The following is a 20,821-nucleotide window of genomic DNA, read 5'->3' on the forward strand; positions in this document are numbered from 1 at the left end:
CTTTATACTGCGTTTAAGGCTTTTTACAGAGCACCACTATGTCTTCAATCCTTCGCCTTGTCTAAAGCGCGTTGAACTCCCGCTGAATGAACAGATAGTTAATACGACTGGTATTACTCGTACAAGCTTAAAAAGGAGCATCACACAACCAGTCGATGGCTTCGCCCGTAACCGGATGCAAAAAAGCTAAACGCGTGGCATGCAACATTAAACGCTCAGCATGAGCATCTGGTATAAGTGTGTCAGATATCAATGTATTGGCTCGATTGATTTCAAGTGCGCCAACGCCACCATACAGATCGCAACCTAAAATCGAATGTCCAAATTGCTGGCTATGAATACGCAGTTGATGGGTGCGCCCCGACACAGGCGTAAATTCTACCCGCGTCGCAAAGGGATCACTAAGACGCTCTAATACCCGATACTGACTGATGGCAGGCTTGCCAGTGCTATGGCAAATTTTTTGTAGCGGAAAATGTTCCACATCTTTAGCTATCGGCAGGTTAATCACCCCGCTGTCATCGACTAAATGCCCGTGGAGCAAGGCGGTATAGCGCTTCTCAATGGTACGTGCCTGAAATTGCTTTGTTAGCATGCCATTTACGGCTTTATTCAGTGCCACCAGCATGATGCCCGAAGTGCCAAAATCGAGTCTGTGCAGCAAGGTGGCCGTCGGAAAATCCTGCACTAAACGATAATGTACTGAATCAATGTTAAGCGGATTTTTACCTGACAAACTTAATAGACCACTGGGCTTATCAATCAGTAAAATATCGCTGTCTTGATAGAGAACACGGATTTCACCAAGGCAAGGCGGTGCAATAAAGGTATCAACTTTGGCAAGGCTATCGGCTGGCGAAGGCATAACAACTCTCGAAAAATAAGTAAGATAAATAAGTGAATAGACTAAACACAAAACAGATTGCAGATTGCAGATTACAGATTACAGATTACAGATTACAGATTGCAGATTGCAGATTGCAGATTGCAGATTAAATAATAAGGCCGCATAACCTAAGCTATGCGGCCTTAACATTGTACATCAGAGCATTAGCTTATTTAGCCAAAATACGCTGGTGTAATTCTTGTAGTGAAATAACGTTACTACGGTCATCAGCTGTATGGGCCATACAGGTGGCAAATGCGCCGTTAATTGTCGTAGTGTAATTTACTTTGTAACGCAGTGCTCCGCGGCGCAATTGACGAGAATCTTCAATCGCTTGGCGACCTTCTGTGGTGTTAACGATATAAGTATATTCACCATTCTTGATGCGATCGAGAATGTGTGGGCGACCTTCGTGTACCTTGTTCACTAGGCGCGGATTAATACCCGCTTCACCTAGAATGATTGCAGTACCATGGGTCGCATCGATTTGGTAACCGAGCTCAATTAACTTAGCCGCTAAATCAGCAACACGTTTCTTATCGCTATTACGCACAGATAATAATGCACGGCCAGATTTCGGCACCTCTGACGTCGCACCTAACTGCGCCTTAGCATAGGCTTCGGCAAAGGTATCGCCCACGCCCATCACTTCACCCGTTGAGCGCATTTCTGGGCCTAATAGGGGGTCAACACCGGGGAACTTGTTAAATGGCAACACCACTTCTTTCACTGAATAGAAAGGTGGGATAACTTCTTGGGTGAAGTTTTGCGATTTCAAGCTCTGGCCAGCCATGACTCGCGCAGCAATCTTAGCTAACGGTACACCGGTGGCTTTCGACACAAAGGGTACGGTACGGGCAGCACGTGGGTTAACTTCAATCATATAGATTTCGTTATCTTTCACGGCAAACTGCACGTTCATCAAGCCAATAACACCGAGTTCCATTGCCAGCTTGCTGACCTGAACACGCATACGATCTTGGATTTCTTGGCTTAACGTGTATGCAGGTAAAGAACAACCAGAGTCACCAGAGTGCACCCCTGCTTGCTCGATATGCTCCATAATCGCGCCAATCACCACGGTTTCACCGTCGCAAATGGCATCGATATCTACTTCAATCGCATCATCTAAGAAACGGTCAAGTAGCACCGGAGATGCGTTAGACACGCTCACCGCTTCGTTAAAATAACGCAGTAAATCTTGCTTATCGTAAACGATTTCCATCGCACGGCCACCCAATACATAGGACGGACGCACCACTAATGGATAACCAATACGTTCAGCGGCAATCACAGCGCCTTCAACGGTAGTCACCGTTTGATTCTCTGGTTGCTTCATTTCTAAACGCTGGATAGCTTGCTGGAAACGCTCACGGTCTTCAGCGCGATCAATCGCGTCAGGGCTAGTACCAATAATGGGTACGCCAGCCGCTTCTAAGGCACGCGCCAGTTTCAGTGGCGTTTGGCCGCCGTACTGCACGATAACGCCCTTTGGCTTCTCGATACGCACAATGGCTAACACGTCTTCCAGTGTCACAGGCTCAAAGTACAAGCGGTCTGACGTATCGTAGTCAGTCGAAACGGTTTCAGGGTTACAGTTCACCATAATGGTTTCGTAACCGTCTTCACGTAACGCTAATGCCGCGTGTACACAACAGTAATCGAACTCAATACCTTGCCCGATACGGTTTGGCCCGCCACCTAACACCATGATTTTGTCACGGGTCGATGGGTTGGCTTCACATTCTTCTTCGTACGTGGAGTACATGTAAGCGGTATCGGTGGCGAATTCAGCCGCGCAGGTGTCGACACGTTTGTACACTGGGTGCAGGTCAAACTTGTCACGCAGCTTACGTATTTCGGCTTCGTTCACGCCTAATACATCGGCTAAACGCGCATCAGCAAAACCTTTACGCTTAAGCTTACGCAGTAAATCGTAATCTAAACCCGCTAGACCCGCATCGGCAACGACGCCTTCAAGCTGGATAAGTTCTTCAATTTGCACAAGGAACCAAGGGTCGATATTGGTCAGCTTAAAGATTTCATCTAGGCTCAAACCTGCACGCATCGCATCGGCAATGTACCAAATACGGTCACAACCAGGCTCTTTCAGCTCATGGCGAATTAGTTGCATCGCTTCAGGCTTAGACATATCCGTAATAGGGTCTAAACCGTTACGGCTCACTTCTAAGCCGCGCAGCGCTTTTTGCAGTGACTCTTGGAAAGTACGGCCAATTGCCATCACTTCACCGACAGATTTCATCTGTGTGGTTAAGCGATCATTAGCGCCAGCAAACTTTTCAAAGTTGAAACGTGGCACTTTAGTCACAACATAATCGATAGCAGGCTCGAATGAGGCTGGTGTGCGACCACCTGTGATATCGTTCATCAGCTCATCAAGGGTGTAACCTATCGCTAATTTTGCCGCGATTTTCGCAATCGGGAAACCGGTTGCTTTTGATGCCAATGCAGATGAGCGCGATACCCGTGGATTCATCTCGATGATAACCATACGGCCATCTAGCGGATTGATACCAAACTGTACGTTTGAACCGCCCGTTTCCACTCCAATTTCACGCAGTACGGCCATAGAGGCATTACGCATGATTTGGTATTCTTTATCCGTCAGGGTTTGCGCTGGCGCTACAGTAATTGAGTCACCGGTGTGCACGCCCATAGGATCAAAGTTTTCGATAGCGCAAACGATAATGCAGTTATCATTGCGGTCACGTACCACTTCCATTTCATACTCTTTCCAACCGATTAAGCTTTCATCGATTAAGAGTTCATTGGTAGGTGATAAATCTAAACCCTGTGAACAAATTTCCTCGAATTCTTCCTTGTTGTAGGCAATACCGCCGCCCGAGCCACCCATAGTGAATGAGGGACGGATAATACAAGGAAAACCGACTTGATCGAGCACGCCGTAAGCTTCTTCCATGTTGTGGGCAATGCCCGCACGTGGACAGTCAAGACCGATACTTTTCATCGCTTTATCAAAGCGGCTCCGGTCTTCAGCTTTATCGATAGCATCGGCTGTTGCGCCAATCATCTCGACGTTAAATTCTTTGAGTACGCCTTTAGCTTCAAGCTCTAATGCACAGTTCAGTGCAGTCTGGCCGCCCATGGTTGGCAAAATCGCATCGGGGCGCTCTTTAGCAATAATATTACGAACCACTTCCCATTGAATCGGCTCGATATAGGTTGCATCAGCCATTTCAGGATCAGTCATAATGGTGGCTGGGTTAGAGTTCACCAGAATAACGCGGTAACCTTCTTCACGCAGCGCTTTACACGCCTGCGCGCCAGAATAGTCAAATTCACATGCCTGACCAATCACAATTGGGCCGGCGCCTAGGATAAGAATACTTTTTATATCGGTACGTTTTGGCATTGTTCTTCTCTTCTCCTAGGGACTACTTAGCGGTCTGACGATAGTGCTCTATCAACTCAATAAAGTGATCAAACAGCGGGGCGGCATCGTTCGGGCCTGGACTTGCTTCAGGGTGACCTTGGAAGCTAAACGCGGGTTTGTCGGTCAGATGGATACCTTGTAGTGAACCATCAAATAACGACTTATGCGTCACCTTAATGTTGGCAGGCAATGTGGTTTCATCAGCAGCAAAACCGTGGTTTTGGCTAGTGATCATCACAGTTCCTTGCTCAATATTGCTCACTGGATGGTTGGCACCGTGGTGACCAAACTTCATCTTTAAGGTTTTTGCGCCACTGGCCAGAGCCAACAGTTGATGGCCTAAACAAATACCAAAAATTGGCATGTCGGTTTTGAGTATTTGTTGAATCGCTTCAATCGCATAATCGCATGGCTCTGGATCGCCTGGGCCGTTCGATAAGAACACGCCATCGGGATTCATCGCCAGCACGTCGGCGGCTGAGGTTTTAGCGGGCACAACGGTGACGTCGCAACCACGATCAACCAGCATACGCAGAATGTTTTGTTTAACGCCGTAGTCGTAGGCCACTACTTTGTATTTAAGCTCATTTGCTGGGGTATCTTCTGGTAAACCGCCCACTAAACGCCAGCTACCTTTGCGCCATGGATAGGCAGCTTTAGTGGTGACTTCTTTAGCGAGATCCATACCTTTTAAACCTGGGAAGGCTTTCGCCGCAGCCAATGCTTTTGCTTCGTCTAAGTCAGCACCCGCCATAATACAACCGGCTTGAGCTCCTTTTACACGAAGGATACGCGTTAACTTGCGGGTATCGATATCTGCTATGCCAACAACATTGTTCGCTTTGAGATAATCGCTGAGGGATTGTTGATTACGGAAACTACTTGCAATGAGCGGAAGATCGCGAATGATAAGGCCACAAGCGTGAACCCCATCGGATTCAATATCTTCATTATTAGTACCAGTGTTGCCTATGTGTGGGTAAGTTAAGGTTACAATCTGGCGTGAGTAGGAGGGATCAGTTAAAATTTCTTGGTATCCTGTCATTGAAGTGTTAAAAACAACTTCACCAACACTGAGACCATCGGCACCAATTGCTGTGCCAGAGAATACAGTTCCATCTTCGAGTACGAGTAAGGCAGACTTTGTCAACGCGACCTCCATAAAGAGCCAAGCCACTGAAATATAGTGTTTTTATGTTATGTTAAGATACCAATTTCCGCGTTTTTACGAAATTTTGACAAATTCAGACGAGTTTACAGCAAAAACATCTCATCGTCTACCCGTTGGTAACTGGGTGCAAAAAAAAACGCCATATAGGCGTTTTTAATATTTGTTAATGCAAACCTAAAACCTGCTGCATATCATACAAGCCCGGCTTTTGCTCCACTAACCAGTGGGCGGCGCGTATCGCGCCGTTAGCAAAGGTCATCCGGCTCGAGGCCTTATGAGTGATCTCTAAACGCTCACCGATATCGGCAAACATCGCCGTATGTTCACCGACTAGATCTCCGGCACGAATGGTCGCAAAACCTATAGTATTGCGATCACGTTCACCGGTAATCCCTTCGCGGCCATATACGGCACATTTTTCAAGATCGCGACCTAAGGTATTAGCAATCACTTCACCCATTTTTAGGGCGGTGCCCGACGGCGCATCTTTTTTATATCTGTGGTGACCTTCGATAATTTCGATATCGGTGTAATCGCCCATGACTTCTGCAGCCAATTCGAGCAACTTCCACATCAGGTTGACACCCACTGACATATTAGGCGCCATCACTACCGGCGTTTGCTCGGCAAAGGCATTGATCTGTTCTTTTTGAGCATGATTGAAACCGGTCGTACCGATCACCATCGCTTTATGATGACGCACACACCAATCTAAATGGACAATACTGGCTTCTGGCGCAGTGAAATCAATCAACACATCAAAATCATCGGTCGCATCATCGAGCGAATCCATGATCATGACCTGTAATTTGCCCACACCAGCAAACTCACCCGCATCCACGCCCACCAAACTTGAGCCCGCGCGCGCAATGGCAGCGCCCAGCATAATATGGTCGTGATGGTAAGCCGCTTCAATAAGAGTGCGTCCCATACGCCCACCGGCACCGACGATTGCCACTCTCACTTGTCCACTCATTTCAACTTCCTCAATCTTTTTGACTTACATAAGAAAACGCCTAAGACAGGCTTAGGCGTTTTATCAGTACTAGATGATATCTAATAATTCAACTTCGAATACCAAAGTTGAATAAGGAGGAATCGATGCCCCCGCGCCGCGCTCACCATAAGCTAAGTGATGTGGCACAAATAATTTTAACTTGGTACCGACAGGCATCAGTTGCAGTGCTTCGGTCCAGCCAGCGATAACGCCAGATACTGGAAACTCAGCGGGTTGGCCACGAACCACAGAGCTGTCGAACACATCACCATTAATGAAAGAACCATGGTAATGAGTACGTACTGTGTCTTCGTAAGTAGGCTTAGCGCCATCGCCTTGGACTAATACTTCAAACTGCAGACCAGAGTCAGTTACAGTTACGCCATCACGCTTAGCATTCTCAGCTAAAAACGCATCACCTTCTTCAGTGGCAGCAGCTGCAGATAGCTCTTGAGCCGCTTGAATACGACCACTGATTTCAGTGAAAGCCACTTGCAGATCTTGCATAGACACTGCGCTTTCTAAACCAGCAAACGCATCGGCTAAACCAGCTTGAACGGCAGAAATATCGACACCATCAAAAGAATTGGCGGCCAGTTGCTCACCCATTTGACGGCCTACACCGTAACTTGCTTGTTGTTCAACAGTACTGAATTTATCAGACATAATTAACGACTCTCAATTGCTCAGTGGAATTTTGCGCGCCAGTTTATCATAGTTCTGCCGTCTATGCCGTTAAACTGACTGCTTATTTAATTAAAGAGGCTTTTTTAGCTCCTTAATGCGTATTTATCCAAAAACTTAACTCATCCGCCCTTTATCTCAATGCGACCAAAGGAATAGCAAACACTAGAGCTTTACTGCTATTAGCGTACGACCCATTTATTTGGGGGCAACGCACTGATTCTTTACCTGCGCTTTAGCAGTGGCATATAACGGCTGCATTTGCGCTTGTAACTGTTGCAACTGCTCGATGCGATGGCTGTTTGATGGATGAGTCGATAATAATTCGGGCCCTTGGCTACCGCCCACCTTTGACATATTTTGCCATAACAGCACACTCTGAGCCGGATCAAAGCCTGCCCGCGCCATCAACTCTAAGCCCATGACATCAGCTTCGCTCTCTTGCGCACGGCCAAAGGGTAAAATCACTCCGACCTGAGTACCAAGACCTAAGGCTGACATATATAAGTCACGATTTGCCACCCCACTCACGCCAAGCGCTGCATCGGCAATTTGCATACCCACACCCGTTAACTGCCCGCGAGAAACCTGCTCGTTACCATGTTGCGCCAACACGTGCGCCACTTCATGACCTAATACCGTGGCAAGCTGATCGGGCCCATTAGCGACCTTGAGCAATCCTGTGTACACGCCGATATGCCCACCAGGCAGTGCAAAGGCGTTAACTTGTTCTGAGTCAAACAACACCACATCCCAGCGCTGAGTTTGATCCGGCAGCACTGCCGTGACGCGATTAGCCACACAATTTACATATTGTGTGAGCTTTTTATCACTGCTCACCTTTTGCTGCTTTTTCATTTCTTCAAAAGAAGCATCACCCATCTGCTGCATTTGTGCTGATGAATAGAGCAATGTTTGCCCACGTCCCGTTGGCGATTGGGTACTCATGCAAGCGGTTAATCCGAGCACGACAGACACTGCCACTAAGCCTAAACGCATAGATTTCATCTAAAACTCCTTAAATCCATTATGAGCTTGAAAGCGAGAGCAACATATTGATGCAACTTATCGCAAGATTTTACTGCTATGGATGAGATAAGCCAATTAACCATCCTTAGCGGCATCGCATACTATTAATACTTTTTCGCCGATATCGCCCGTATGGAATTAATACTCATTTTTTAACATGGCATAAAGATACTCATCGCCCCATGCGCCCTTAAAAAAGGTGTTTTTTACATAATGGGCTTCGCGCCTAAAATGGAGTTTTTCCAGTAAACGACAGCTGGCAAGATTTTGTGTATCGGTGACGGCAATCACCCGATGTTTATCGAGTTCAATAAAGAGGTAATCCAGCAATGCGCTGACGGCTTCAAAAGCGATATGTTGACCTTGATACTCAGGCGCAATCGTAAAGCCAATTTCAACCTGTTGTTCATCGATAAAATGTAGCGCCAGATCGCCAACGAGCTTGGTCAAAGTGGCCCCCGCCGTAGAGACAATCGCTAACTGAAACCAATTTCCTGCGGCGCCAAATTGCGTATAATCCATGCCTTCATAAAGGGTTATAGCATCGCTATCGCTGTAATCACTCCAGCTTTGATATTTAGCAACCTGAGGGTCGGCGCGATAGGCAGCAAAAGCCTTAAGATCCGCTCGCTGAAATGGTCGAAGCATAAAGTGCTGAGTCGTTAAACCGTTATTCACCATGTTATGCAGTGCTTTACTTAACCCTAAGGTTGATGCCATCACTTAACTCCTTTCAGCTTCAAGCAATCAACGCTTACCTTTAAACTCTTTGGCGCTGTGCTTATTAATGCTACGGCGGTTTGCCTGTTTATCCCGCGGCGCTCGTTTACGTTCAACCTTGTCACCCTCTACAACATCACTAGCTTTTTCACTTGGCTTATCCGTTACCGGAAAATCGGCCAATAATGCCAGTGGCAACTCCCGTGTGGTCAAGGTGCGGATTGCCGCTAGGGTTGGCATTTCGCTATGGCACACAAGGGAAATAGCCAGCCCTTTAGCACCTGCTCTGGCAGTGCGGCCAATTCGGTGCACATACACTGGCGCGCTCATGGGCAAATCCAAATTAATCACCACAGGCAAAGCATCGACATGAATGCCACGCGCCATTAAATCTGTGGCCACTAATACTTGCAGCTTATTGGCTTTAAAGTCGGCTAAGGTTTGGCTGCGTACAGTTTGATCTTTTTCACCGTGCAGCGCAGCAACTTTCATCCCCGCTTTAGCAAGGCGTTTGGCAACCGCATCGGCATCATCACGGGCACTGATAAACACTAGCACCTGCGGCCATTGATATTGTTTTAATAACGCAATTAACACCTGCGCCTTACTGCCCTTGTTGACTAAATACAGCTGTTCTTCAATCTCAGCGACCACAGAGTTAAGTTGTTGGGCTTCAATACGCTGCGCGCTATGGTTTAATAATTGGCTCGCGACTTGTTCTAACGCTGGCGGAAAGGTCGCTGAGAATAACAAGGTTTGGCGAGATTTAGGCATTAACGCTAATAGCTTTTGTATATCAGGCCAAAAGCCCATCTCAAGTAAACGGTCGGCTTCATCGAACACTAAATACTTTATTGCGCTAAGGCCGATATGCGATTGCTGGCATAAATCGAGTAATCGCCCCGGCGTTGCCACCAACACCTGCGGCTTGGCGGCTAACTCTGCCAATTGCGTTTCAAGCTCAACGCCGCCGCAAAGGGTTTGAATAGTAATCGGCTGTAACGTCGCATATTGCGCGAATAGATTACTCGCTAAGGTTTGCAGCGCCTCGGTTACTTGCATTGCCAACTCGCGGGTTGGTACTAATATCAGCACAGATGCAAAAGCTTCGGCCTGATAAACACCGCCACCTTTGGCGTTATGCTTAGCGGTATTTATGGATTTTGGCGATACCAGTGATTGAGATAACGGCGGTAATGATTGCTGCAGTTTTTGTAGCAGTGGCAAACCAAAGGCCAACGTCTTACCGCTGCCTGTTTGCGCTAAAGCCAATACATCTTGCCCCGCTAGCACCACAGGAATAGCCAACTGCTGCACCCGAGAGGGTTGCACCAACTCTGCAGGCAACGCCTTAAGTAATGCCGAATTTAAGCCAAGCTTGGCAAAAGTTAACGACTCAGGGGAAGAAGAAAGCTCGGGAAAGGTCATCACAGCACCGTATCAACACATGGGAGCGAAAGTTTACTCAGTGTCGAATGGGAATACCAATATTGTTTCGGCTTTTACTCCACTGATTTCGGGCTAGCTTATGGTAGAATCCCCTCCAATCAGCTTTATGAATGTGCAACACAACTCATTTGTTTAACTGAACGTAGTGGAACACTACCGTGATTAACTAAATGAAGAGACAAGATTATGAGTAAGTTAAATGCCGCAGAACGTAAAGCCCGCGATAACGCCCGTTTTTCACAACGCGTCGATGAACGCCGCACAAAGGGCGAAGACGTGGTCGCCTACGTGCTGGGCAACAAGCTCGCGTTTAAGTTTCTGACTAAACCAGAGAGACACGAATTTAAACAAAGAGAAGCCGCACTCGAAGAAGAAGCCAAGCTTAAAAAGCAGCAAGCGTTTGAGCTTAAAACCGAGCAAGAGTTAGAGAAAGCAGAAGCCGCATTTACTGTTCCAGAAGAGTAAAACACTTAGCTTTCCAAACTTCGTTTGGATTTTCGAATCGAAATCAAAGTCAAAATCCATATCAAGGTCGTGGCGCTTCGCCCCCTGATTTTTATTAGAGAATCGACCAAGGAGGACGCTCGCCCTATCCTCCTTGGAGGCTCCCTTGACGAACAACCTCCATGTCTAACGGCCAGTTCGCCATCCCTAGCTCTCGTTCGAAACGCTGCTACGCAGCACTCACCCTAGCGAAGTTAACTGCATTGCTCATTCATTAATAACAGCAAGGTCTCATACTCCAACAAAAATCGCCTAACGCCTCAGATGGCAAATCCATCTGCCCCAGAGCCTGCGCCATCATCCATGATGTCGCCACGGCCCCACCCAAACAACTAAGAACTATCTCCATATTTCGACAACTTCGCAGGGAAAGGTGTATCCATGCTTCCACAATATTAAATGGCGTATTTTACAGTCGTAATGCTTACGCCATTTATTTACTTAGAGCCCCTACATAACCTCAGTCGTATAATCGAAATTAAGGCTGATATTCATACTGTAAAGTCCATTCATCAATTTAACAAAAAGCTTTAAACATAACTCAGCGTCATACTCAGAGATTTTATTATGTTCAGAGTGTGCTACTTTATTCCTAGATTTTCGAATTGTGTGTAAATTATTACAATCATCTACACTAACTCCCCCAGCAACACATAACCCATTGATAATGTGAAATGTATTATAGTTTTTAAAAGCAACTACGCCATGTTTTTCATGCTTATTCCGTTCATCGATAGCAGACTTGTATTTACTAAATGATGATGAGCATAGTAGCTCTTTCCACATACTCAAAAGTATTTTCTCAGTACCAAACCACGAAAAAATCAGAGATGCGGTGTTATTAAATTGTTTATACTCAGCAAAACTCTTTGCCATTTCAGCAAGAAGGCTTATTACCTTATGATTTTTTGATATTTTTGAGAATTCATTTGCTGCATTATTTAAAATAATGGTATCTAACCCAATTGATTGTTCTCGAAGTGAAAATGGTATCTGAAACTGCCGATGTTGAATTCTTCTATTTTGACCTGAATTGTTATTTGAATAATATGCAACACCAGCCCATAAAGTATCATCAAGAAAAGCATCATTTCTAGTTACATCATAAAAACCCATAAAATCAATGGAGAAACCACTACCCCATTTGAACTGTATAACTGAGGAATAAAGTGTCAAATGAAAGGCGTTAATTAACTCTAAATAGCGAAACCACTTTTCATGCCAATTAACTGAACGATCAAATAAAAAGTCTTCATCCTTTGGATGATTTAGCTCAACTACTTTTGAGTGAAACCTTAATTGCCCATCACGTTGAACCTCCAATAAAAATTCATCACACTCCTTTGTAAATACAACCGAATTAAATAACTCTAACTTCTTATATTCTGTATCTGCATTTGATATTTCTTCAGCAGTGATAGGTTTAACTGCACAAACAGAGTTCTTTGTATAAAAACAGATAAATTTCATTTCAAATCCATTTAACTTGATATAAACCACGTCAACTTTATGGATGATAACACACTTTTATTGTTGTAAATTTAGATAGGAAAAACCAGACAGGCATAACTTTTATGCCTTAATGATTTACCAATAACACCAGAATCTAAGGAATACACCATCCCCTCGGAGTTGCCGCAGGGCGAATAGACAAATTGCGTGAGTTCGGTCATGGATGACCGACTAGCTTTCGCAGGTGCAGGGACGCATCCTTCGGAAGCGATAGCAAATTTGGCTATGAGCACAAGGGGCTTTCAACTCCGTTAGGGGCGTCTTGGAGAATCCAAGGAGGATAGGACGAGCAGTCCTCCTTGGTCGGGTGTGGGGTGAAGCCCCACGACTTTGACTTTTCTTTTAAAAAGAATCGAAATCTCAAACTAGATTTGTGACATAAAAAAGCCCCGCGGTGTTAAACACTGCGGGGCTTTTTTCTTCTAGTGCGCAGCTAGCCGCTGCGCCACTAGGCCAAGTTAGCTATTCAAGTCTTGAAAAAACTTCTTCACGCCATCAAAAAAACCTTCAGCCTTTGGGCTATGCTTTCTTGACTCACCCGTTAGGGTGGCTTCAAATTCGCGTAACAGTTCTTTTTGACGTTCGTTTAAGCTAACCGGCGTTTCCATGACCACTTTGCAGAGCAAGTCGCCAACAGCATGGCTACGAACCGATTTAACCCCTTTGCCACGTAAACGGAACATACGACCCGTTTGCGTTTCGGCTGGGATTTTAAGGCTCACTTTACCATCCAGTGTTGGTACTTCAATCTCACCGCCTAGGGCCGCTTTACTGAAAGATATCGGCACTTCGCAGTAGAGGTTGTTACCATCACGGACGAAAATCGCATGCTCACGCACACTGACCTGAACGTATAAATCCCCTGGAGGCGCGCCAAACTCACCTGCTTCGCCTTCACCGGCTAAACGAATACGGTCACCCGTATCGACGCCAGCTGGAATTTTAACTGATAAGGTCTTGCTCTTTTCAACACGGCCATCGCCATGGCACTTGGTACAAGGATCTTTGATGATCTTGCCGCGACCATGACAGGTTGGACAAGCTTGTTGTACGGCAAAGAATCCTTGACGCATTTGTACTTGGCCTTGACCATGACAGGTGCCACAAGTGGTTGCAGAGGTGCCTTTTTTAGCGCCGCTGCCGTCACACAGATCACAACTTGCCAGTGTGGGTATACGTAATTCTTTGGTGAAACCTTTAACCGCTTCTTCCAGTGATAATTCGAGGTTGTAACGTAAATCTGAGCCTCGGGCCGCTTGACGTTGACCGCCACCACGACGTCCACCGCCGAAAATATCGCCAAAGACATCACCGAAGATATCACCGAAATCGCCCTGTCCACCACCGTAACCACCGCCACCGCGATTAGGATCGACACCTGCATGACCAAACTGGTCATAAGCCGCTTTTTTGTCTGCGTCGGTTAGGATCTCGTAAGCTTCTTTAATTTCTTTAAAGCTAGCTTCTGCGGTTTTGTCGCCTGGGTTGCGATCTGGGTGAAACTTCATGGCCAGACGTTTGTAGGCCTTTTTAATTTCACGTTCGCTGGTGTCACGACTGACACCTAATACTTCGTAATAATCTCGCTTTGACATAATCTCATGCTTCTGGCTTAAGTTGAACAAACGGGCGTTAGGGTTGCCCCGTAACGCCCGCCTAGAAATTAACTATTTGAAATCAATCGATTTGATTGAGAACAAATCATTATTTCTTGTCGTCTTTCACTTCTTCGAATTCAGCATCGACAACATCATCGGCAGCAGCGTTAGCCTGTTTGCCCGCGTCGGCATTGTCGCCGCCTTGAGCTTGAGACTTAGCTTGAGCAATTTCCATCAGCTTAGCAGACGCTTCGATTAAGTTTTGAGTTGCCTTTTCAATGGCTTCTTTGTCATTGCCTTTGATGGCAGTGTCAACAGCAGCCATAGCAGCTTCGATCTTCTCTTTATCTTCGCTTGGCAGTGCATCGCCCGCTTCTTCTACTTGTTTCTTAGTCCCGTGGACTAAGCCGTCAGCTTGGTTACGTGCTTGCACTAACTCTTCAAACTTTTTGTCTTCATCTGCGTGAGCTTCAGCATCACGTACCATTTGTGCCACTTCTTCTTCGCTTAAACCAGAAGAGGCTTTGATGGTGATGTTTTGTTTCTTGCCGGTTTTCTTGTCTGTCGCAGACACATGTAAAATACCGTCGGCGTCGATGTCGAACATCACTTCAATTTGTGGCTGGCCGCGTGGTGCAGGCTCAATACCATCTAAATTAAACTGACCTAATGACTTGTTCGCGCTCGCTTGCTTACGCTCACCTTGCAGTACGTGAATTGTCACTGCACTTTGGTTGTCATCGGCTGTTGAGAACACTTGCTGCGCCTTAGTAGGAATAGTAGTGTTTTTCTCAATCAGCTTGGTCATTACGCTGCCCATGGTTTCAATACCCAAAGACAGTGGTGTTACGTCTAACAGTAATACGTCTTTCACTTCGCCCGACAGAACACCGGCTTGAATCGCAGCACCTACGGCAACGGCTTCGTCTGGGTTCACGTCTTTACGAGGTTCTTTACCGAAGAAGTTTGTTACGACTTCTTGAACCTTAGGCATACGTGTTTGACCACCCACAAGAATCACTTCGTTGATGTCTGATACTGATAAATCAGCGTCAGCCAAGGCAACTTTTAATGGCTCTAATGTGCGCATAATCATGTCTTCAACCAGTGCTTCTAACTTAGCACGAGTGATTTTAATCACTAAATGCTTAGGACCAGTTGCGTCTGCTGTAATGTATGGCAAGTTAACTTCTGTGTGATTTGTGCTTGAAAGCTCAATTTTCGCTTTCTCAGCCGCTTCTTTCAGACGTTGCATTGCCAAGGCATCTTTACGCAGATCAAGACCTTGTTCTTTCTTGAATTCATCAGCTAAGTAGTTGATCAAACGGTTGTCAAAGTCTTCACCACCTAAGTGGGTATCACCGTTAGTTGCCAATACTTCAAATGTTTGGTCACCATCGTTGCTATCGATTTCGATGATAGAGATATCAAACGTACCACCACCTAAGTCGTATACCGCAACAATGTTGTCGCCTTGCTTCTTATCAATACCGTAGGCTAATGCAGCTGCCGTTGGTTCGTTGATAATACGCTTAACATCAAGACCTGCGATGCGACCGGCATCTTTAGTGGCTTGACGTTGTGAATCGTTAAAGTAGGCAGGAACAGTAATAACTGCTTCTGTTACTTCTTCACCTAAAAAGTCTTCTGCTGTTTTCTTCATCTTTTTCAAGATTTCAGCAGACACTTGTGGTGGTGCCATTTTATTACCACGCGATTCAACCCATGCATCACCGTTGTCGGCTGCAATGATTTTGAATGGCATGATGTTCACGTCACGTTGAACTTCATCATCTTTAAAACGACGACCGATCAAACGCTTAATCGCGAAGAATGTGTTAGTTGGGTTAGTCACAGCCTGACGCTTTGCTGGCGAACCAACAATAATTTCATCGTCTGTATAAGCGATGATTGACGGTGTTGTGCGCTCGCCTTCAGCATTTTCAATAACACGTGCTTTGCCGCCATCGAGGACTGCAACACAAGAGTTTGTTGTGCCTAAATCGATACCAATAATTTTACCCATGAGGTCCTCCGGAAAATTTCATTCAATCTAAATTTGTTTAGTTGGTGTTGATATGAGGCTAGATGGTTTAAATATCAAGTCCATCACTAGCCACCTTCTCTGCCTTGATACCTATATTGGGACAGGGAATTTAATTACAAGGGTGAACAAAAAATTTTTCTAATTTTTCTTTCCCGTAGCAGTATCAAGATAAAACATTTATCAATACAAAATAGTCTTGCTTATCAGCCAAGGCTGTTATTCAATCAGCCCCCATTGAGCGGGTATTTATCCATGTAAGGTCATTAGTGTGAAGGCTTCAAATCTAGCGTATGTGTATGGTATGGCGGCGGTCTTTCTATGGTCTACGGTTGCCACAGCATTTAAGATTGCCTTGAGCTATTACAGCCCGCTGCAATTAGTCTTTGTGGCGGTACTCACCTCCATTGTTGCCCTTGGTGGTATTCTCGCCTGGCAACGTAAACTCTCTTTGCTGCAACAACAGTTTTTGCGCCGCCCCACTTTTTATTTAGTCACAGGGCTTATCAATCCCTTTCTTTACTATGTGGTGCTATTTAAGGCGTATGCCTTATTGCCCGCACAGCAAGCCTTGTCACTTAATTACACTTGGGCGGTATTGCTGCCGTTACTCGCCGCGCCTTTGTTAAAACAACATTTGCGTAAAAGTGACATTGCCGCGGCATTGATTGCCTACTCAGGGGTTTTTATTATTGCCACTGGTGGCGATATCAGCGGTTTTAGTTTTGATAGTCCGCTCGGCATTGGTCTTGCCCTCACAAGTACCTTGCTCTGGTGCTTATATTGGATCGTCAATACCAAAGATCAAGGGGATCCCGTAGTGAGTTTATTACTCAGTTTTCTCATCGGTTTACCTTTTATCGCAGTCACGTTAATGCTAACCGATGTGATACCGAGTTTTAGTGTTAAGGCAATATTCGCAGGTATGTATGTAGGATTGTTTGAGATGGGCATTACTTTTGTGCTGTGGTTAATGGCACTAAAAACGGCTACCCGCACAGCTAACATCAGCACTATGGTGTTTTTATCGCCAGTGATGTCAATTGGATTTATCGCGTGGATTTTGCAAGAAACCATAACCATGGCAACCTATCTCGGGCTCGCTTTTATTCTGTCGGGTATGGTGTTACAGCAACTTTTACCGCGTTATATTGACCGCAATAATAAGCTTGGCCCAAAGCTAGCCAAGTAAGTATCGATATTGTAAAGGAGTAGAAAATGACCCCTGCTGTTCGTCTGGTGAAAAAAAACCAGATCCCATTTGATATCCTTGAGTACAGCCACGACCCACATTGTGCGGCCTACGGCGAAGAAGCCGCCAACACATTAGGGCTAGAGCCGGCACAGGTATTTAAAACCCTATTAGTTGCCACGGATAAAATGCACGCTCCGCTTGCGGTCGCTTTAGTGCCGGTTGATCATCTGCTCAATCTAAAAGCCGTAGCTAAATGCTTAGGACAAAAAAAGCTGCAAATGGCCGATGCAGAATTAGCGCAAAAATCCTCGGGTTATCTTGTGGGCGGTATTAGCCCGCTGGCACAAAAAAAACCATTACCCACCTTGATTGATGCTAGTGCGCAGAACTTTGATAGGATTTATGTGAGCGCCGGCCGCCGCGGTTTAGAAATTAGCTTAGCGGCTACAGATTTAGCCAAGCTGTGTAAGGGATCGTTTGCCGACATAAAGACGCTATAACCGTCACTTAGCTATAATCTGCATCTAAATATAACAATTACCGCCATCACGATAGCCATGTAATATTTAAAACGTTTGAAAAACCGCTTACATCAAGCTATAAATTGTACAGAAGTCAACGAGACTAAGGATAGTCATATGGAAAAGTCAACGCAATGGATGCCAGAAAATGGCTTAAGCCGCCTCAGCTGGGTGGCGATGCTGCTCTGTATTGGCTTATTTGTTTTCGAATATTTTTGGGGTAACGACTTCACTACTATGGTGGTGATGTTGTATTGCAGTTTTATGTTGCCAGCGGTATTACTCACCCGCAGCGTGCAAGAAAAATACTTTATCTATACCTTGGAATATATTGTTCCATTTCGTAAATTTACGGCACTAATGTCATTAATATTTTTGTGTATTTGGATCATCGCCACGAGTCTGCAGCTATTCCATTAAGCTTCTTGTTTATCATCGTTTTATTTTTAATACTTTTAACTCTTAGCTCCTTCATTGCAAACCTTTACACCACCCTTCACAAAATCTTTCACACCACGACATGCTGTTATAGCAATCGTATTAAGCGGCATCTATCGATTAATTCGCATAAAAAAGCCGTCGACGCAAGGCGTTAACGGCTGTTTGTTTCTAACAGAAAAACATTACATGCGGCTGGTGTAATCGCCCCATGCTAACCATTTATAAGTGGTTAATGCCTCAAGTCCCATTGGGCCACGGGCGTGGAGTTTTTGTGTGCTCACCGCAACCTCAGCGCCAAGACCAAACTGGCCGCCATCGGTAAAGCGCGTGCTAGCATTGACATACACAGCAGCTGAGTTCACTTCGTTCATAAAGTGCGCCGCGGCGTGAATGTCATCAGTCAAAATAGCTTCGGAATGGCCGCTAGAATAGTGGCGAATATGGCTAACAGCGGCGTCAATGTCACTGACCACTTTAATACCTAAGGTTAACGACAACCATTCGATACCAAAATCTTCGGATTTGGCAAGGGAAACATCAAAACCTAAGCCATCAAGCAATGTATAAGTTTGCTCACAGACTGAAAAACGCACACCTAAACTATGTAGATATTCGGCAATTTGCGGCACAAACGTGCTCGCTACCTGCTCATCCACCAGCAAGGTATCGAGCGCATTACACACGGTAGGACGCTGCACTTTAGCGTTAGCTATCACCGCGAGCGCGCGTTCAAAGTCGGCATTTTTATCGACATATAAATGGCAAATACCAATACCCCCTAAAATGACTGGTATTGTCGCCTGCTCGGCGCATAAACGCTGCAACGCTTGACCACCACGAGGCACTATCATATCGACATATTGGTCAAGCTTAAGTAAACCTGTCACTAAGGCTCTATCTGGCGAGTCGATAAATTGCACCGCATCAATAGGTAAACCTTGGGCGACTACAGCGCTGCGGATCACATCGCTAATGAGTTTATTAGATTGCAGGGTTTCTTTGCCGCCACGAAGAATGATGGCATTGCCAGTTTTGAGTGCCAGCACTGCAATATCAACGGTTACATTGGGCCGCGCTTCATAAATAACCCCGATAACCCCAAGCGGTACGCGGCGGCGAGTGAGCCTTAAACCGTTATCGAGTAATTGACTGCCGAACTCTTCGCCAACGGGGTCAGCAAGGCGAACAACATCAGCAATATCACTAATGATGCTCGCTAAACGCGCCTCGTCTAACAATAATCGGTCAATCATCGCATAGGTTAGCCCATCCGCTTTAGCCGCAGCCACATCTTTAGCATTCGCGGCTAAAATCGCCAATGTATTCTGAGTTAACGCATCGGCGATGGCTTTGAGTAACTCAGCTTTTTGGATTGCAGTTAAGCTTGCTAAAGCATAACTTGCCTGTTTAGCATTAATACCAAGTTGCTGTATGTATTGCTCTTGCTGAATTTGACTCAAAACGGACCTCACTTATAGGACTACCATGTCGTTGCGGTGCACTATTGCATCACCATAATCGTAACCGAGTACTGACTCGATCTCGTCGGAATGTTTACCTGCGATTAAACCTAGGGCTTGAGCACAATAGCGTGTCATCCCTTTGGCTATTACCTTACCCTGTTGATCGACTAATTGCAGTGTTGCGCCGCGCTCAAATTGGCCTTTAACGCCTACGATACCTTTAGACAATAAGCTGCGGCCCTTATCAGTCACGGCTTTGACCGCGCCGGCATCGAGCACTAAAGAGCCTTGGGTTGCAGGGCCCGCTAAAATCCACTGTTTACGGCTTTCGAGCGGATTTTCGATGGCACTAAAATGCGTGCCAACCGATTCCTTGCTCACCACTTTTTTAATCACATCAGGGTGATGGCCAGAGGCGATCACCACTTCAATCCCCGCGCGGCGAGCAATATCGGCCGCCTCTAATTTCGTCGACATACCGCCAGTGCCTAAACCCGACACAGAACCGCCCGCCAGCATCCGTAGGCTATCGTCAATTTTGACTACCTGCGAAATCAATTTAGCATCGGGATTAGTGCGTGGATCGGCATCAAATAAGCCTTTCTGATCCGTCAATAAAATCAATAAGTCGGCATCACACAGCAGCGCGGCACGGGCCGATAGATTGTCGTTATCACCAACTTTGATTTCATTAGTAGCCACCGCATCGTTTTCATTGATGATTGGCACAATATTATTGGCTAACAAGGCATTAAGCGTGTCACGGGCATTAAGGTAACGTTCTCTATCCTGTAAATCGGCACGGGTCAGCAGCAATTGGCCCACATGCAGCCCATAAATACTAAAGAGTTGTGACCAAGCGAGGATTAACTGACTTTGCCCGACAGCGGCTAATAACTGCTTATTGGCCATAGTGTCGGGCAGTATCGGGTATTGGAGATGCTCACGCCCTGCGGCAATGGCTCCTGAGGTGCATAATACGACTTCGACCCCTGACTTCATCAGCGCGGCCATTTGACGAGCAAGCTCAACCATGTGGGCTTTATCTAGCTGTTTACTGCCAGAGGTCAGCACACTCGTCCCTAATTTCACTACCACACGGCGGTACGCAATATCACTTAAGTTCATTATTAATTTGTAAAAAATAACCGAACAATCCTTATACCTAATCCGCTGGGTAATTGGTAGCAAG

18 protein-coding genes are annotated in these 20,821 nt (G+C 45.8%); 5 read left to right on the plus strand and 13 right to left on the minus strand.

The annotated features are described in order from the left end of the window. The first annotated feature begins 4 nt into the window (after positions 1-4). Entirely contained in the window at positions 5-190 is a 186-nt protein-coding gene (locus C9I43_RS19065) for a hypothetical protein (RefSeq protein WP_258192000.1), read from the plus strand. Here the strand turns inward: C9I43_RS19065 and C9I43_RS11555 are convergent. The 8 genes from C9I43_RS11555 to C9I43_RS11590 all read right to left on the minus strand — a co-directional run bounded on the left by C9I43_RS11555 (position 128) and on the right by C9I43_RS11590 (position 10,330). After that, positions 128-865, minus strand: coding sequence for an RluA family pseudouridine synthase (locus tag C9I43_RS11555; protein WP_107883544.1), 738 nt, complete (start codon positions 863-865; stop codon positions 128-130). The genes C9I43_RS19065 and C9I43_RS11555 overlap by 63 nt on opposite strands. A gap of 190 nt (positions 866-1,055) precedes the next feature. Continuing rightward, entirely contained in the window at positions 1,056-4,280 is a 3,225-nt protein-coding gene (gene carB / locus C9I43_RS11560) for a carbamoyl-phosphate synthase large subunit (protein WP_076496334.1), read from the minus strand. A 22-nt stretch (positions 4,281-4,302) separates the two neighbouring features. After that, positions 4,303-5,463, minus strand: a complete 1,161-nt coding sequence (gene carA, locus C9I43_RS11565; protein ID WP_107883545.1) for a glutamine-hydrolyzing carbamoyl-phosphate synthase small subunit — start codon at positions 5,461-5,463, stop codon at positions 4,303-4,305. Between the two features lie 172 nt (positions 5,464-5,635). Beyond that, on the minus strand, positions 5,636-6,448 hold the full coding sequence (gene dapB, locus C9I43_RS11570; RefSeq protein ID WP_076496331.1) for a 4-hydroxy-tetrahydrodipicolinate reductase: 813 nt from the start codon (positions 6,446-6,448) through the stop codon (positions 5,636-5,638). A gap of 69 nt (positions 6,449-6,517) precedes the next feature. Next, positions 6,518-7,135, minus strand: a complete 618-nt coding sequence (bamJ, locus tag C9I43_RS11575; RefSeq protein ID WP_076496330.1) for a BamJ family beta-barrel-assembly machinery protein — start codon at positions 7,133-7,135, stop codon at positions 6,518-6,520. A 216-nt stretch (positions 7,136-7,351) separates the two neighbouring features. Then, the gene (locus C9I43_RS11580) at positions 7,352-8,161 is read right to left on the minus strand and encodes a M48 family metallopeptidase (RefSeq protein ID WP_107883546.1); all 810 of its coding nucleotides are present in this window, start codon (positions 8,159-8,161) and stop codon (positions 7,352-7,354) included. A 159-nt stretch (positions 8,162-8,320) separates the two neighbouring features. Beyond that, positions 8,321-8,902, minus strand: a complete 582-nt coding sequence (locus tag C9I43_RS11585; RefSeq protein ID WP_107883547.1) for a GNAT family N-acetyltransferase — start codon at positions 8,900-8,902, stop codon at positions 8,321-8,323. A 27-nt stretch (positions 8,903-8,929) separates the two neighbouring features. Then, entirely contained in the window at positions 8,930-10,330 is a 1,401-nt protein-coding gene (locus C9I43_RS11590; RefSeq protein ID WP_107883548.1) for a DEAD/DEAH box helicase, read from the minus strand. A gap of 207 nt (positions 10,331-10,537) precedes the next feature. Between C9I43_RS11590 and C9I43_RS11595 the strand changes: the two genes are divergently transcribed. Next, positions 10,538-10,816, plus strand: coding sequence for a DNA polymerase III subunit epsilon (locus tag C9I43_RS11595; RefSeq protein ID WP_107883549.1), 279 nt, complete (start codon positions 10,538-10,540; stop codon positions 10,814-10,816). A gap of 489 nt (positions 10,817-11,305) precedes the next feature. On the opposite strand, the gene C9I43_RS11600 is transcribed toward C9I43_RS11595, so the two are convergent. From C9I43_RS11600 to dnaK, 3 genes are all read right to left on the minus strand, one after another. Continuing rightward, positions 11,306-12,325: a hypothetical protein gene (locus C9I43_RS11600; protein ID WP_107883550.1), complete on the minus strand. Its 1,020-nt coding sequence runs from the start codon at positions 12,323-12,325 to the stop codon at positions 11,306-11,308. Positions 12,326-12,825: 500 nt separating this feature from the next. Then, complete coding sequence (gene dnaJ / locus C9I43_RS11605) at positions 12,826-13,962, minus strand: molecular chaperone DnaJ (RefSeq protein ID WP_076496313.1); 1,137 nt, start codon at positions 13,960-13,962, stop codon at positions 12,826-12,828. Positions 13,963-14,071: 109 nt separating this feature from the next. Beyond that, entirely contained in the window at positions 14,072-15,991 is a 1,920-nt protein-coding gene (gene dnaK, locus C9I43_RS11610) for a molecular chaperone DnaK (RefSeq protein ID WP_076496311.1), read from the minus strand. Positions 15,992-16,280: 289 nt separating this feature from the next. Between dnaK and C9I43_RS11615 the strand changes: the two genes are divergently transcribed. The 3 genes from C9I43_RS11615 to C9I43_RS11625 all read left to right on the plus strand — a co-directional run bounded on the left by C9I43_RS11615 (position 16,281) and on the right by C9I43_RS11625 (position 18,145). Then, positions 16,281-17,201, plus strand: coding sequence for a DMT family transporter (locus C9I43_RS11615; RefSeq protein WP_107883551.1), 921 nt, complete (start codon positions 16,281-16,283; stop codon positions 17,199-17,201). Positions 17,202-17,227: 26 nt separating this feature from the next. After that, positions 17,228-17,704 carry a Cys-tRNA(Pro) deacylase gene (gene ybaK, locus C9I43_RS11620; protein WP_107883552.1) on the plus strand — a complete coding sequence of 159 codons (477 nt, stop codon included), beginning with the start codon at positions 17,228-17,230 and terminating at the stop codon, positions 17,702-17,704. A 138-nt stretch (positions 17,705-17,842) separates the two neighbouring features. After that, positions 17,843-18,145 carry a hypothetical protein gene (locus tag C9I43_RS11625; RefSeq protein WP_076496303.1) on the plus strand — a complete coding sequence of 101 codons (303 nt, stop codon included), beginning with the start codon at positions 17,843-17,845 and terminating at the stop codon, positions 18,143-18,145. Between the two features lie 203 nt (positions 18,146-18,348). Here the strand turns inward: C9I43_RS11625 and C9I43_RS11630 are convergent, their stop codons facing one another. Beyond that, entirely contained in the window at positions 18,349-19,626 is a 1,278-nt protein-coding gene (locus C9I43_RS11630; protein ID WP_107883553.1) for a glutamate-5-semialdehyde dehydrogenase, read from the minus strand. A 12-nt stretch (positions 19,627-19,638) separates the two neighbouring features. Next, entirely contained in the window at positions 19,639-20,757 is a 1,119-nt protein-coding gene (proB, locus tag C9I43_RS11635; RefSeq protein ID WP_076496299.1) for a glutamate 5-kinase, read from the minus strand. Positions 20,758-20,821: the final 64 nt, after the last annotated feature.

The organism is Shewanella morhuae (genome assembly GCF_003028295.1).
In the GTDB taxonomy this organism is placed as follows: Bacteria; Pseudomonadota; Gammaproteobacteria; order Enterobacterales; family Shewanellaceae; genus Shewanella; species Shewanella morhuae.

Coding starts and splice junctions, on each gene's coding strand:
- C9I43_RS11595 (WP_107883549.1), top strand. CDS start 10,538: ATGAGTAAGTTAAATGCCGCAGAACGTAAAGCCCGCGATAACGCCCGT.
- C9I43_RS11580 (WP_107883546.1), bottom strand. CDS start 8,161: ATGAAATCTATGCGTTTAGGCTTAGTGGCAGTGTCTGTCGTGCTCGGA.
- C9I43_RS11625 (WP_076496303.1), top strand. CDS start 17,843: ATGGAAAAGTCAACGCAATGGATGCCAGAAAATGGCTTAAGCCGCCTC.
- dnaK (WP_076496311.1), bottom strand. CDS start 15,991: ATGGGTAAAATTATTGGTATCGATTTAGGCACAACAAACTCTTGTGTT.
- dnaJ (WP_076496313.1), bottom strand. CDS start 13,962: ATGTCAAAGCGAGATTATTACGAAGTATTAGGTGTCAGTCGTGACACC.
- dapB (WP_076496331.1), bottom strand. CDS start 6,448: ATGAGTGGACAAGTGAGAGTGGCAATCGTCGGTGCCGGTGGGCGTATG.
- C9I43_RS11590 (WP_107883548.1), bottom strand. CDS start 10,330: ATGACCTTTCCCGAGCTTTCTTCTTCCCCTGAGTCGTTAACTTTTGCC.
- C9I43_RS11555 (WP_107883544.1), bottom strand. CDS start 865: ATGCCTTCGCCAGCCGATAGCCTTGCCAAAGTTGATACCTTTATTGCA.
- ybaK (WP_107883552.1), top strand. CDS start 17,228: ATGACCCCTGCTGTTCGTCTGGTGAAAAAAAACCAGATCCCATTTGAT.
- bamJ (WP_076496330.1), bottom strand. CDS start 7,135: ATGTCTGATAAATTCAGTACTGTTGAACAACAAGCAAGTTACGGTGTA.
- proB (WP_076496299.1), bottom strand. CDS start 20,757: ATGAACTTAAGTGATATTGCGTACCGCCGTGTGGTAGTGAAATTAGGG.
- carA (WP_107883545.1), bottom strand. CDS start 5,463: ATGGAGGTCGCGTTGACAAAGTCTGCCTTACTCGTACTCGAAGATGGA.
- C9I43_RS11600 (WP_107883550.1), bottom strand. CDS start 12,325: ATGAAATTTATCTGTTTTTATACAAAGAACTCTGTTTGTGCAGTTAAA.
- carB (WP_076496334.1), bottom strand. CDS start 4,280: ATGCCAAAACGTACCGATATAAAAAGTATTCTTATCCTAGGCGCCGGC.
- C9I43_RS11585 (WP_107883547.1), bottom strand. CDS start 8,902: ATGGCATCAACCTTAGGGTTAAGTAAAGCACTGCATAACATGGTGAAT.